Source organism: Devosia pacifica (genome assembly GCF_014652635.1).
Lineage (GTDB): Bacteria > Pseudomonadota > Alphaproteobacteria > Rhizobiales > Devosiaceae > Devosia > Devosia pacifica.
On the sequence record NZ_BMZE01000004.1, the window covers coordinates 1 to 14,452 of the forward strand.

Here is a 14,452-nt window from a genome sequence, read left to right on the forward strand (position 1 = left end):
CTGGGATGTCGATATCGCCCAACAGCGGCCATCACCAGACGGGGTGGGCTTCCCGCTTACATGGTTTCGTCAATCGCGGCACGCCCGCAGAAGACGAAGGCAAGTAAAAGAAAGGGCCCGGCTTTTGCCGGGCCCTTTCTTTATGAACTGCGTGAAGAGCTATTCCGCCGCGTCGCGCGAAATCACCGTCACACCGTTTTCCTCTTTGCGAGACAGACCGGCATCCTTCGAAACCACATGGCGCTCGGTAGTGTCACTGCTGGCAGCTTCGAGAGCCATGCCATCAAAGCCGGCTGGGGCAGGCTCTGCCTTCTTCTGGCCGAACAGGCCGCGCATCCAGATAAAGGCTCCTGCGAACGCGCCACTTACTGACTTGATCTGGCCCCAGAGGACGTTTGGAGCGGTGATCATCACCGGCACCATCACCAGCGTCAGCAGCGTCGACATGAACAACCCGCTGACGATTGCAGCCGAAAGGTGGGTGAACCACGAGCCGGCAATGCCGCCCACGACGATCTCGCGCCGGATGAAGTCGAACTCGATATTCGCCCACATCGGAATCACGCCTAGCGCCGTCAGCGTTGCCGTCAGCAGCACTGGCCGCACACGCTGGCTGGCGGTGATCAGCATGGCCTTCACCGCTTCGACACCTTCACCGCGATTGTACTCGTTATAGGTGTCGATCAAGACGATGCCGTTCTTCACCACGATACCGGCCAAAGCGACGATGCCGAGGCCGGTCATGATTGCCGAGAAGCTCATCCCGCTGATCAACATGCCTCCGAGCACGCCAGCGGTCGACATGATCACGGTCGAGAGCGTCACCAGCACCTGGTAGAAGCTGTTGTACTCCAGCAGCAGCACAAAGAAGATCAGGAACATCGCGCCGCCGAATGCCTGTACGATGAACGCATTGGCATCGCCCATCTGCTCCTCGGCACCGCCATAGACGATAGAGACGCTGTCGGGGAAATTCTGCTCTCCCACCCATTGCTGAACTTCTGCAACGCGGTCGGCGGCAAACACGCCTTCGGGCAGATTGGCGAGATTCGCCGCGACCGGCATCACATACACCTGGTTCCGCCTCTCGATAGCCGCGACCTTCGGCACGGCCTGACGATCGATGAAGTTCGAAACCGGGATAAGCCCTTCGCTGGTCGCAATCCGCATCGAGTCGAACGCGGCAAAAGTGCGCTCGTCCTGCGGCAGGCGAACCTTGATGTCCAGTTCCTCGCCGGTGTCCTCAGTGCGGTAATTGCCGAGATTAACGCCCGAGGTGATCAGCTGAACGTAAGGCGCCAGTTCACGCACGCCTATGCCGTATCTGGCGGCTTCAACGCGGTCGACTGTGATCTGCCAGTCGATACCCGGGCTTGGCCGGCCGTCCTCGACATCCACAGTGTTTTCGAGGTCGTTCTCGATGAAGTTGCGCAACTCGGCAACAACCGGCTCGAGATCGTCGTAGTTTGTGCTTTCCACCCGCAGGTTGATGTCCTTGCCGGCCGGCGGCCCCTGTTCCTGCGCGATCAGCTGAACGGTCAGCCCTGGAATATCTCCGGTACGCTCGCGGATTTCGGCAAAGATCTCCTCTGCCTTGACGCGGTTTTCGTACTCGATGAGCTGCAGCTGGAAATTGCCGATCGTGTCAGGCGGGGTGCTGCCAAGTGCGCCCTGATCGCCAAACTGCATGATGACATCCTTGATGCCCTGTACCTGCAGCAGTTCATCCTCGACCTCCACCAGCATCCCGCGGATCTGCTCGGGCGAATAGTTGCCGCGCGCCACAACGGCCACGGTTGCGAACTCGGGCTCGGATTCCGGAAAAGCAATGCTGCCGGTCGGGTTCGCCGCGTAAAGCGCCATCGTGCCGAACACGATGCCGAATCCCACCACCAGCGTCGGCAGTGGCCAGCGCAGCAACACCTGTAGCGCCCGCACGTAATAGCCGGTCAGTCCGCGCACCTTCTTGGGGTCGAACTTGTCGGCATACATGACGATGTCGGCAGCTTCCTTGCGCTTCGGATCGACATGGCTCGACGCAATCAGGGCGCCGATTACAGGCATGAAGATGAGGGCCGAAACCAGCGATGCCACCATCACCACGATCACGATAATCGGCAGATAGCTCATGAACTTGCCGATGATGCCTGGCCAGAACAGAAGCGGGACGAACGCGCCAAGCGTCGTCGCGGTGGCGCCGGCCACCGGAACAAACATCTTTCGCACAGCCATGATAAAGGCTTCGCGCTTCGGCACGCCTTCCTGCAATTTTCGCTCGGCGTATTCCACGACCACGACCGGGTCGTCGACAAGCACGCCCACGGCGATCACGAGACCGAACATGATCATCATGTTGATGGTCATTCCAAGCGCCTGAACGACAAGGAATGCCATCATGAACGAGATCGGGATCGACATGCCGATCATGATCGCCGGGCGCAAGCCAAGTGTCGCCACACAGGTGATCAGAACGAGCGCGATCGCAGTGAAGACCGCGGCTTCAAGCGAGCGGAAAAGCCCGAGCGTAGTATCCGCCTGATCAAGGAAGAAGCTGACCTCTATCCCGTCTGGCCAGTCAGCGCTGATCTCTTCAGCAGCGGCCCTTGCCTTGTCCGAAACGTCAATGACATTGGTGCCTAGCTTCTTGGAAACGCCGAGGATCAGGGCAGGGGAGCCGTTGACGTTGGTGAATTCGGTCGCATCTTCGAGCGTGCGGGTGATGGTCGCCACATCAGAGAAGGTCACGACGGCGTCGCCATCGGTCTTTAGCGGCAAGGTCATCACGTCTTCGGCGGTATTGATCAGACCGGGCACTTCAACGTTGAACTGGCCTTGCCCGGTGTTGAGCGTGCCACCGGAAACGACGAGGTTGTTGCGCGCCAGTGCGTCAAACAGCTGGTTCGCCGTAAGGCCGTAGGATTCGAGCCGCAGCAGGTCGATCGTGACCTCGAGCACCTCGTCGCGCGCACCGGAAAGCGTGACTTCACGCACCTCGCTGATGCCCTCGATGGCATCCTGCAGCGCTTCGGCACGGGCCGTCAGTTCACGCTCCGAGACATCTCCGTAAACTGCAATCGACAGGATAGGGAAACCAACGACGTCGACTTCCGAGACAGTCGGGTCATCGGCGTCTTCAGGCAAGTCGGCACGAATGGTATCGAGCTCGGCGCGCACATCCTGAAGCGCCTGATCCTTGTCGAAATTGATGTCGAACTCCAGTAGCACAGAGGCGTGGCCCTGGGTCGAGGTCGACGTCATGTTCGTCAGCCCGTCGAGATCGGCCAGCGCGTCCTCGACCGGCTTTGCCAGCAGGTTCTCGGCATCGCGAGGCGAAACACCGCTCTGCGACACAGAAACATAGAGATACGGAACGTCGATCGCCGGAAAGCTCTCTTTCGGCAACGAAACGTACGCGGAGCCGCCGGCAACGAGCAGCAGCACCATCACTGTCATGACGACGCGCGGCATCCTCAGGATGCTTTCGAGGAAGTTCAGCATGGTCAGACGCTCGCCTCGGCTTCAGATTGCGGCTCGGCTTCAAGGTCGGACCCGTCGGTGCGCGTTGCATCGACGGCCTGACCGGTCGTCACGTATTCCTGGCCCAGAGTTATGATCTCTGCCTCTGCCGGCAGTCCTGTAACCCATACGCCATCGCGCGTATCGCGGACCACCTGCACCTCGTGAAAAGCGACCACGCCGTCCTCGACGGTGCGAACGCCGAGCGTTCCGTCATCGTCGAGAGTCAGGACGGATTGCGGCAGCAGGTGTCCGGGGGCGGTCCCGACATCGATCGTTGCTTCTGCCGTAACCCCGTCGCGGATGTTTCCATCTTCGTTCGGAAATTCGATCTCGACGGCGAAGGAGCGTGTTGCAGGCTCGGCTGTAGCTGAAACATAAGTGACCTTGCCCTTCGCGGTCTGATTGGTCACCGTGCGGATCGTGGCCTCAAGACCCGTGCGGGCAAGGGCGATATGGGCTTCCGGCACACGACCGGTGAACAGCATCGGGTCGAGCTGGACGATGGCGGCGCACGGCGTCCCCATCGAGAGCATTTCACCGAGATTGGCCAACGGTTCCTGCACAAGTCCGCCGACTTCGGCAGTGATTTCGGTGTTCTCGAGTTCGGTCCGGGCATTGTCGAGCCCGACCTGAGCTGAACTCAGCGAGGCTTCAGCGGCAGTAACTGCGACGCGCGCCGAGTTGGCTGTATTTTCCGGGGTCAAGCCACGCTCGCGAAGGCGCTGATTGGTCTCGAAATCGAGCTGTGCCTGTTCCAGCGAGGCTTCGGCCTGCGCCACCTGCGCTTCGGCCTGTGCAACGGCGGCCCGCCGCGTACCCTGGTCGAGCGTGCACAGCATGTCGCCGGCTTCAACGCGCTGCCCTTTCGAGACATGCACCGTCTCGACGATACCCGATGTCTCGGCCACCGCGTTCACGGTGGCGCGGGCACTGGTCTGGCCCCGCAGCGGCACGATGATCGGCATGGGCTGCACTTCGTAAAGCGTGGTGCGCACTGACCGCGCCGAGGTGTCACCCTCGCGAGCGGCCTCGTTGCGCTGCGCAATCGTCAGCCGTGGGTCGACCTCGTCCTCACCCTGTCCGTGCTGGGCTAGTATGCCCGCATCATCAAGCGTCTGGGATAACGGGCCATGCGGCTCGCCTTCGATCAGGGAAATGATCGGCGTTTCGCCCATCCCCGGGCCATTGCCACCAACCACGAGAGTGCCCGTCGCGAGCCAGCCGCCAGCCAGCAGCAGGATCAGAAAGGCCAGTCCGTAAGAAAATAATGCGCGCATGAAATCGCCCCTATTCAGCCGCGTCTTTGTCTTGTTCGTTTTGGCGAGCCAAAGCGATCAGTTCTTCTTTGTTCTCGACAAGGTAGTTTTCGGCGGCCCGCATGACTGTCTTGCCATAGGTCAGAACCCACCGATCAGCCGTCGTCAGGCTTCGGTCCGTCTCGCAGTCAGTGAGAAGCTTAAGCCGCTTTTGTTGCCGTTCGATGTGCTCGTCGATGCGTGTCTCGACGAGATCCGCCGGCAGCAAATGCGCATAGCGCGCAAACAGCAGGAACGGGCTGCGGAACACCTCTTCCTCGACAGGCTCCTGCAACGACAGAAGAAATGTCTCGCGGCCCTTGTCGGTGATGGAGTAGACCTTGCGCGCAGGCTTGCCTTCCTGAGGCTCCACCCGGCTTGAGACCAGCCCTTCATCCTCCAGCCGTGCCAGCGCCGGATAGATCGAGCCGAAGCTCGCCTCGACAAAATACGAAAACTCGCCCTCGACGCACAGGCGGCGAATTTCGTATCCCGTAGCGTCTTGCTCAAACAGGATCGACAGGCAAAGCGTCTTGACGTTCACGGAGGCGGCTACCCTATTCTCAACCGATATATGCCGGGCATATATATACTGGTCGTGAGCCGCGCAAGGTTCTGGCCTGCTGCTCTAGCGCAGGGCAGTTAAGAGCATGTTGCATGGCAGGGATTTAGCGTTAGCAAAAAAGCTTGGTCGCCGGTGGGTGTTCGGCTTCCGGCCGCGCTAACGAGACGTTAACCGCATCAACGCTTCGCGCTACACCACGTCACTGTTGCGGAGCGCATTCAATTCATCAATGGCATGCGCGGCCAGCTCTTCGCTGCATGCTGCGACAAAGAACGGATTGTAGAAATCGTCCTGCCTTTTTCCATAGCGCAGCGGCTGCTTGTCGAATGTCAGCACCACGCCGCCAGCAGCCTCTACAACCGCTTGTCCCGCGGCCGTGTCCCACTCGCAGGTCGGCGTCAGACGTGGATAGAGTTCTGCAGCGGCCTCCGCCAAGAGACAGAATTTCAACGACGAGCCGACCGAGACATCTTCCGTGATCTGGAGTGAACTGCACAGCGCGCTGACTTCGATACTGCGGTGGGAGCGGCTGGCAACGACACGCGGCGGATGCCGCTCGGCAACGGAAATCGCGCTCAGCGGGCCAAGCTTCTCATCCGAAACCTCACCGACAAGCGCGCCAGATGAGCAGCCTATATGCGTCCTGCCTGTAACCGGAGCCAAGACCACCCCGGCAATCGGCCGACCGTCTTCCACGAGGGCAATATTGACGGTGAATTCGCCGTTGCGCTTGAGGAATTCCTTGGTCCCATCGAGCGGGTCGACCACGAAATATCGCTCCCCGAGCGATGGAATGCGGCCCGCAGCCACCGATTCTTCGGCCAACACAGGCAGTCCGGTGCTTTCGAGCCACGACAGGATTACGGTCTCTGCCGCCGAATCCGCCTCGGTTACAGGCGAGCCATCGGCTTTTTGCTCGGCCTCCACGTCACGTGCATAAACGTCGTTGATGACCTGAGCTGCCGCTATCGATGCCTCGATCATCGTCTGAACGATTAAATCGAGCGCATCGAAATCGGAGTGATGCGGCATCTCAGGCCTCCACAACAATATCGAGCCCGAGGTCGAGCGATGGCGCCCCCATCGTGATCTGGCTCGAAGAGATGTAATCAACGCCGGTCTCTGCGATTGCCTTCACGGTTTCAAGCGTAACCCGGCCCGACGCCTCCAGCAGTGCACGTCCCGCGTTCAAGCTTACTGCTTCCCGCAAAAGGTCAGGCGTCATGTTGTCGAGAAGCACCCGGGTCGCGCCGGCATCGAGAGCTTCGGCGAGTTCGTCAAGCGTACCGACCTCGATCTCGATCGCTACAAGGTGGCCGGCGAAGGCAAGGGCGGAGGCATAGGCCTTGGCCACCCCACCAGCCACCGCGATGTGGTTGTCCTTGATCAGGACAGCGTCATCGAGGCCGTAGCGATGGTTGGCACCACCGCCGCACCGAACCGCATACTTCTGGAAAGCGCGCAGCCCCGGCATTGTCTTGCGGGTATCGCAGATCCTGGCATTCGTTCCTGCCGCCTCGCGCACGAACCGGCTCGTCAACGTCGCGATGCCACTGAGGGGGTTGAGAAAATTGAGGGCCGTGCGTTCCGCTGCAAGCATTTGGCGTGCGTTGCCGGTAATCTCCGCGACGACTTCGCCGACCTCGACCGTCTCGCCGTCCGCACAGTGGGCTTTGAAGGCGACCTCGTCCCCGATCAGCCGAAATGCGGCGCTCGCAAGCGCCAAGCCGGCAATCGTGCCCGGCTCGCGCGCCGAGAGGGTGGCGTGCGCCCGGGCGTGCGGTGCAATGGTTGCCTGGCTGGTCAGGTCGCCCGAAAGCCCCAGATCCTCCGCCAAAGCAGCTGAAACGGCGCTGTCAACGAGATGCCGGGGCAGGTCGGCAGGATAAGCGGACATGAAATGACCTTGAGGCGGGTGGGTGGCTCAGCGATGGGCGGGCCGGTTGCTTTCGATTATCGCGTGCGTGACCGAGCCGGTCGCCGGAAACAGCGGAATCAGGCAGGCCTGCAACGCATGGTAGATATCCGGCTTGCCGACGAAAAGTCGCTCGACCGGGGTCAAATCTTCCTGCAATTCGGGGCGCCAGCCGCTGTTCTCGTGATCGATCAGATGATTGGCGGCAAAATCCCAGAGCCGGCGATACCAGATTTCGAAGAACGGATCCTGGTCGTAGTGCGTGAAAAATGCGGCGGCTGCAATCGCCTCGCAGACCGGCCACCACAGCTTCTCGCGCATGATCGGCTGATTGTTCCAGTCGAGCGTGTAATAAAAGCCGCCATGCTTATCATCCCAACCAAGCTCGATGGCCTTGCGGAAGAGGCCACGCGCAGCATCCGGAAGCCAGGGCTCTGCCTTGTGCCCAAGAACCCAGAGCTGCATCAAGAGCCGCGACCATTCCAGCCAGTGCCCGGGCGTCGAACCTGACGGCCGGAACATCTCGTTGCCAGTGTAGTCCTTATCGAGAGTCCAGTCGGCATCGAAGTGCTCGGCCACGCGATAGTCAAGTTCCAAGGCGTGCTTGCCGATGATCAATTTCGCGATGCGTTCTGCGCGTTGCAGATACAGCTTTTCGCCGGTGGCCTCATAAGCAGCCATCAGCGCTTCAGTCATGTGCATGTTCGAGTTCTGGCCGCGATAGTCGGTGATCTTCGACCAATCGTTGGCGTATTCCTCACTGATCGCGCCGTGCTCTTCTTCCCAGAAGCGCTTGTCGATCACCTCCGAAACATCTGCGATCAAGCGGTCAGCCAGCGGATGGCCCGCCAGCTTGGCGCTCGATCCGGCCAACAACACGAAGGCATGGCCATAGGCCTGCTTGCTGTCATCGCGCGGGCCGTTATTGTCGAGAGACCAGATATAGCCGCCATGCGTCTTGTCGCGATGATGCTCGATGAGATAGCGCATGCCATGGTCGACAATCTCGTCGGAGCCAGGACGCCCGAGCAGGCTGCCGATGGCAAAGCAATGCACCATCCGGCCCGTGGCATGGATCTGGCGCAGCGGATTATCCCTGTTGACCGGGTGGCCGACGCTGTCGAGATCATGAAATCCGCCATCCCGATTGATCGAACTGCGCTCGAAGAAATCGAAGAGTCGATCGCTCTGGCGCATCAGCCATTGCCTGTGGAACGGCCGAGCGGCAGCGCGCCCCGAATTGGTTGGGGGCAGGTCGAATGTCTCATTGCTCATGCGGGCCTCCTCGCCGGTCGCGCGCCGGTGCGTTTTGCGCAGTTAGCACGCGGCTCGCAACGTTGCAAAGCTGCCCGAGGGTTACAGCTGCTGATAAAGCCGCTCGATGCGTTCGACTTCAGCGCTTGAGCCGAGGATCACAGGAATGCGCTGGTGAATAGAACTGGGCGCAGCCTCGAGCAACCGACCGGGGCCAGTGCTGGCGCGGCCGCCTGCCGCCTCGACGATCAGCGCCATTGGATTTGCTTCATAGAGCAACCTCAGGCGCCCGCCTTTGGCAACGGTCTCGCTGTCGAGAGGATAGAGAAATACGCCACCACGCATCAGGATGCGGTGAATGTCCGCGACCATAGAGCCGACCCAGCGCATGTTGTAGCGCTTGCCGAGAGGGCCGTCTTCGCCCTTTACCGAATCCGCAACATAGGTCCGCGTCGCCTCGTCCCAGAACCGTTCGCGCGCTGCGTTGATGGCATACTCTGCGGACTCGGAAGGGATGGTAAGTGTTGCGGCTGTCAGCACGAAATCGCCGGACGCATCGAGCGTGAACGCGCTGGCCTGCCCCTGATAGACGAGGACAAGACTGGTGGAATTGCCGTAAGCGGCATAGCCGGCAGCGATCTGCTCCGTGCCGGGCTGCAGCAGATGCGCGCCCGGATCATCCGCAGGCACCTCGAGAAACGAAAAGATCGAGCCGACGGTAACGTTGACATCGAGATTTGAGCTGCCGTCGAGCGGATCGCAGGCAATCGCAAGCCCACCTTCATCGGCAGACCTTTCGAACAGCAGCGGCTCTTCCAGTTCCTCGGAAACCAAGGCCGAGACATGGCGATTTGGCCGGAGATGCTCAATGAAGATATCGTTCGATACGACATCGAGCTGCTTCTGGTCTTCTCCCTGAACATTGGTCGTCCCGGCAACGCCCGAAATGCCCTCGATAGGGGCCGTGCGCAGCACTTCGGCAATCTCGGCGCAAGCAGCAGCCACGCTGGTCATGGTCTCTGCCAGCTTTGGGGGCACCTGCCGATGCAGCAGCCATTCCGAAAGATTTGTACGCGCCATTGAATATCCTCGTGCGTTTGTCTGTGACGGCTGCCAGCATGCTGTCCGGCCCGCATCTGGCAAGCAAGACTTTGGAATGATGCGGGATTTAGCTCCCACCTGCTATGTCGGTCAGTAGCCCCGCCGCAACGGAGAGGCGCGATACGGTCAATGTGCCGCGCGTCAGCTCCGACACGGCTGAAACCGTCCGTGAGACCGCATCAGCTCGCCCCTGTTGCCACGCCAGCAGTTTGTCAGCCACGCTGGAGCCGCCGGTTGCGAGCACATCCGCCGCCAGCTCGCGCTGCGCCCTTGTCAGGTTCGCAAGCGCTCGATCCAGCGCCATGCGGTCATAGCGATCAAGAAGCACCAGCTGGCGTGCATTTTCGCCGACCCCCGTCAGGTTGAACAGGGTTACGATCCCGAAATAGGCTTGCGCCGCGTCCGGCAGGCTAGCGCCCGAACGATCGCTGACCAGCACCACATCGCTTGCATGTGCTATCATCGGCAGATCAGCGATCCGTTGTGCCAGAGCTTCGGGAACGCCGCCGGCAGCCAATCTTTCGATATGCCGTGCGCGGCGCTCCGCCACCTCTGCAGGCATCAGCTCCGCCAGGAGATTGGAGACGGTCACCACACCCTCGCGATGCCTTGCAACGATCGAGCGGGTGTCACCGGCCAGCGCGGCATTGCGAAGGAACCACAGCGCCTCGCGCCGCATCAGCGCCTCGACTTCAGCATATAGCTCCAGCTGCAAAGTGCCGCTGATCGCCCCATCGAGCGCATCGATGGCACTGTTGAGATCGGTGAGGCCATAGGTGTCACGTGTCGCAACATAAGCCCGCGCTACGTCTCCTGGCCCAGCGCTTGTTGCTGCTCGCAACTCGTCAACCACCGCAGGTCCGCCGCGGTTGATGATCGCGTTCGAAAGAACCGTCGCAACCACTTCCCGGCGAAGCCTGTGGTGTTCGACTGCGTCGGGATAGGTTGCCGCAAGCTGATCCGGAAAATAGCGCAGCATCTCGCCTGTGAGATAAGGGTCATCCGGCGCATCGGACTCCAACAGGTCGGCGTAGTAGGTGAGTTTGGCGTAGGCGAGCAGAACGGCGAGTTCAGGCCTTGTCAGGGCCTGACCATTTGCTGCGCGGTCGTCGATTTCCTGCTCGCTCGGCAGGAATTCGACGCCACGATCGAGAAGGCCGCGCTCTTCGAGCGTGCACATCAGGTCGCGAAGGTCTGGCAATTCCGAGAGCCCGGCGCGATCGGCGAGCGATATCGCAAGACTCTGCAGGTAATTGTTGCGCAAGCACAGCTGGGCCACGGCCTCGGTCATCTCGGCGAGGAAGGCGTTTCGCTGGCCATCCTCCAGCCTGCCAGCTTCCTGCACCGGACGGAGCGCGATCTTGATATTGACCTCGAGATCCGAGGAATTCACGCCTGCCGAGTTATCTATCGCGTCTGTGTTAATCCGCCCGCCTTTGAGCGCATATTCGATACGGCCTCGCTGCGTGATGCCGAGGTTGGCGCCTTCACCGATCACCAGGGCGCGCACCTTATCGGCGCTGACACGAATGGCGTCGTTTGCGCGGTCACCGACATCGGCATTGCTTTCGCTTCTGGCCCGGACATAGGTGCCGATCCCGCCAAACCACAGCAGATCGACATTGAGGGACAGGATAGCCGACATGATTGCTGTCGGGGTGGCAGCCTCGCCCTCGAGACCGAGCAGATCGCGCAGCCTGTCGTTCAGCGGAATGGACTTGGCACTGCGCGAGAATACGCCGCCCATCGGTGAGATCAGCGATTTGTCGTAGTCCTGCCAGCTCGAGCGCGGCAGTTGAAATAACCGGCGACGTTCGGCAATCGATGCTGCAGCGTCGGGATCAGGATCAAGGAAGATATCGCGGTGGTCGAACGCGGCGACCAGCCGGATCTCCTCTGATAGAAGCATGCCGTTGCCGAACACGTCCCCGGACATGTCGCCAACACCGGCGACAGTGAACGGCTCGGTCTGGATATCGCGGTCCATCTCGCGGAAATGGCGGCGCACGCATTCCCATGCGCCGCGCGCGGTGATGCCCATTTCCTTATGGTCATAGCCGGCGGAGCCACCGGACGCGAAGGCATCGCCCAACCAGAAGCCTCGACTGACCGCAATCGCATTCGCCGTATCGGAGAAGCTGGCCGTGCCCTTGTCAGCCGCAACAACCAGGTAGGGGTCATCGCCATCGCGGCGTATCACACGCTCCGGCGCCTCGATATCGGCGCCCACACGGTTATCGGTTATGTCGAGCAGCGCACCGATGAAAATCTTGTAGCATGCGGTTCCCTCCGCCTGCCGCGCCTCGCGCGCCATGTCGGTCGTCAAGTGTTTCGGTACAAACCCGCCTTTAGCGCCCACTGGCACGATGACCGCATTCTTGACCTGCTGCGCCTTCACCAAGCCCAGGACTTCCGTTCGGAAATCCTCTGGGCGATCGGACCACCGCAGTCCGCCACGCGCGATAGCGCCGAACCGCAGGTGAATGCCTTCGACGCGCGGCGAGTAGACGAAAATCTCGCGGAATGGCCTTGGCGCCGGCATGGCCTCGACAAGAGAACTGTCAAACTTGATCGCGAGCGCGGGACGCTGCTCGCCGGTCTTTCCCCGCTGGAAGAAATTCGTGCGCAGCGATGCTTCGACCAGATTGGCGAAGCGCGCCAGGATACGATCTTCATCAATGGAACTGGCAGCATCGCGCGCCGCCTCGATGCGCTTGCGCGCCTCCTCGGCCTCGGCCCCATCGGCACGATCCGGGTCATGCAGGGCATGGAACAGGCTGACCACCGCGGCAGCTGCGTCGCTGTGAGTGTTCAGCACCTGTGCCAGATAGCGTTGCGAATAAGAGATCCCCACCTGACGCAGATAACGCGAGAGCGCCCGTAAGAGAGCAACATCCGGCCACTCCAGGCGCTCAAGAACGGTCAAGGCATTGAGGCCATCGCTCTCCGTCGCGTCACTCCAGACCGCCAAGAGGGCGGATTCGAGAACTGTGAACAGAGCCTCGACATCGGCCTCGCCACTGAGCGGCGAGACAAGAACCATGTCGTGGATATAGCGCACCGCTTCATCGGTGGCCCGGACGGTATAGGTCCGCTCCTCGATGACCCGGAAGCCGAATTGCTCAAGCATCGGCACGCGGTCGCTCAGCGGGATGGCGCTGCCGAGATGGTAAAAGCGCAAACGCACGCCGTCCGGCACCTCACTGGTCCGATTAAGGGCGATGGCGAGACTTGCGCCGTCCGAAAGGCTCTCGAAACGTTCGATATCGGCCAGTGCATCTTCGACCGAGTTTCGCGACTGGTAGGCCTGCGAAAATCCCTCGCGGAAACGCGCGGCGCTCGCAGGATTTTTCGTAGCAGCCATCAGCCGTTCGCCAAAGCCGCGGCTGATCTTCTCCACCCGCTCTTCAAGGGCCGAACGCGATGGCGTTGGCGTGTCTCCGCCATTGCGGCCGATGATAACGTGAACCCGCACCAGCTCGCCTTCGAGATAGTTCGGGTAGAACGCCGAAACGCGTCCGTCATACTGCTCGGCGAGTTCGTTGAGAATTGCGGCGCGGATATGAGCGTCGTAACGGTCGCGCGGCACGTAGACGAGGATCGAGACAAAATTGTCGAACCTGTCGATGCGCGGCAGCACGCGAACGCGCGGCCGGTCGTAGAGCGCTGCGATAGCTGCGCCATACTCCGCAAGAAGGCCGGTGTCGATCTGGAAGAGTTCGTCGCGCGGATAGCTCATCAATGCGCCGAGCAGGGCACGCCTTGCATGGCTCTCCGGGTTGAGCTGCGATCGCCGCATCACCTCGAGGATCTTCTGGCGAATTATTGGAACATCGGTATGGGGTGCTGCCACCGCCTGCGCAGTGAACAGCCCCAATAGGCGCACCTCGCCGCTGACCTTGCCGTCTCCATCCACCAGCTTGATGACGACGTAATCGAGATGGACGCGCCGATGCACCCGGCTGCGGATGTTGGCCTTGTTGACGGTGACAGGTGCGGCATTCCTGATGAACGCCTCGTGCTCTGGCGTGAACTCGACGAAATCGGTGCCGCTGCGCAAAAACTTCAAGTCGGGATCGCGCAGGATGCCGAGGCCAGACTCAGGCAGGGGAGAGCTGTCCGCTTCCGAGATGGTGTATTCGCGCAGGCCGATAAACGTGAAGTTGTTTTCCGTCAGCCAATCGAGAAGCGCCGCCGCTTCGGCATTTGCCGTGTCCCGTCCGGCGCGCTTTTCGATGTCACGGGCGAGCGAGCGGGCACGCGCCTGCATCGGCTCCCAATCGGCGACCGCCAGACGCACGTCGGCCAGCGTGGCCTCGATCTCCGAGACCAGCCGCGCCTCTTCCGCGATTGGATCGATCTCGACATGCATGATGCTGAGAGCTTCAGCACCTTCGTGCGGCTTTGCCGTTAGGGTGCCATCCTGGCTCTCGAAAACTCTGGGGTGCGCGAAGAGTCTGATGGTGCCGCCGATCTCGCGAATGGACGCAAGAATGCTGTCGACGATGAACGGCATATCGCGCGACACCACCGATACCACCATAGTTCCGGAGCTGTCCGGAGAGACCCGAACCGCGCCCACCTCCTCGGTCCGAGCAATATCGAACGATCTCTTCAGCCGGTCGATGAGTGCGTCAGGATCGGCGGACTTCAGATCATCTTCGTCAATCGAGGCGAGGGCCGCATCGAGAAGCGCCGCGTTGTCCGTATCCACCTCGGTAAGTGTGGCGATACGGCTCGCCATCTGCTCCCGCGCATCCTTGATCGAGTCTGGCACGCTTTCCCCCTCCGGTATGGTCTCGC

General features: G+C 61.0%; 8 protein-coding genes. All 8 read right to left on the bottom strand.

The features are described 5' to 3' along the window. Window positions 1-159: 159 nt before the first annotated feature. Window positions 160-3,498, bottom strand: coding sequence for an efflux RND transporter permease subunit (locus IE127_RS16390; protein ID WP_189426818.1), 3,339 nt, complete (start codon window positions 3,496-3,498; stop codon window positions 160-162). Window positions 3,499-3,500: 2 nt separating this feature from the next. Then, a complete protein-coding gene (locus tag IE127_RS16395; RefSeq protein ID WP_189426819.1) occupies window positions 3,501-4,796 on the bottom strand; it encodes an efflux RND transporter periplasmic adaptor subunit in 1,296 nt (431 codons plus the stop codon). Between the two features lie 10 nt (window positions 4,797-4,806). Then, window positions 4,807-5,358: a PadR family transcriptional regulator gene (locus tag IE127_RS16400; protein ID WP_189426820.1), complete on the bottom strand. Its 552-nt coding sequence runs from the start codon at window positions 5,356-5,358 to the stop codon at window positions 4,807-4,809. A 210-nt stretch (window positions 5,359-5,568) separates the two neighbouring features. Beyond that, window positions 5,569-6,411, bottom strand: coding sequence for a 3'(2'),5'-bisphosphate nucleotidase CysQ (cysQ, locus tag IE127_RS16405; protein ID WP_210310537.1), 843 nt, complete (start codon window positions 6,409-6,411; stop codon window positions 5,569-5,571). A 1-nt stretch (window position 6,412) separates the two neighbouring features. Next, a complete protein-coding gene (gene nadC, locus IE127_RS16410; RefSeq protein WP_189426821.1) occupies window positions 6,413-7,276 on the bottom strand; it encodes a carboxylating nicotinate-nucleotide diphosphorylase in 864 nt (287 codons plus the stop codon). A gap of 27 nt (window positions 7,277-7,303) precedes the next feature. Continuing rightward, window positions 7,304-8,569 carry an AGE family epimerase/isomerase gene (locus IE127_RS16415; protein ID WP_189426822.1) on the bottom strand — a complete coding sequence of 422 codons (1,266 nt, stop codon included), beginning with the start codon at window positions 8,567-8,569 and terminating at the stop codon, window positions 7,304-7,306. A gap of 81 nt (window positions 8,570-8,650) precedes the next feature. Further along, entirely contained in the window at window positions 8,651-9,628 is a 978-nt protein-coding gene (locus IE127_RS16420) for a class 1 fructose-bisphosphatase (protein ID WP_189426823.1), read from the bottom strand. An 88-nt stretch (window positions 9,629-9,716) separates the two neighbouring features. Continuing rightward, window positions 9,717-14,426, bottom strand: a complete 4,710-nt coding sequence (locus IE127_RS16425; protein ID WP_244640289.1) for an NAD-glutamate dehydrogenase — start codon at window positions 14,424-14,426, stop codon at window positions 9,717-9,719. Window positions 14,427-14,452 lie beyond the last annotated feature (26 nt).

Bases quoted from the DNA above. Each gene is read 5' to 3' on its own strand.
- IE127_RS16390 (WP_189426818.1), bottom strand. From the start codon at position 3,498: ATGCTGAACTTCCTCGAAAGCATCCTGAGGATGCCGCGCGTCGTCATG.
- IE127_RS16395 (WP_189426819.1), bottom strand. From the start codon at position 4,796: ATGCGCGCATTATTTTCTTACGGACTGGCCTTTCTGATCCTGCTGCTG.
- cysQ (WP_210310537.1), bottom strand. From the start codon at position 6,411: ATGCCGCATCACTCCGATTTCGATGCGCTCGATTTAATCGTTCAGACG.
- nadC (WP_189426821.1), bottom strand. From the start codon at position 7,276: ATGTCCGCTTATCCTGCCGACCTGCCCCGGCATCTCGTTGACAGCGCC.
- IE127_RS16415 (WP_189426822.1), bottom strand. From the start codon at position 8,569: ATGAGCAATGAGACATTCGACCTGCCCCCAACCAATTCGGGGCGCGCT.
- IE127_RS16420 (WP_189426823.1), bottom strand. From the start codon at position 9,628: ATGGCGCGTACAAATCTTTCGGAATGGCTGCTGCATCGGCAGGTGCCC.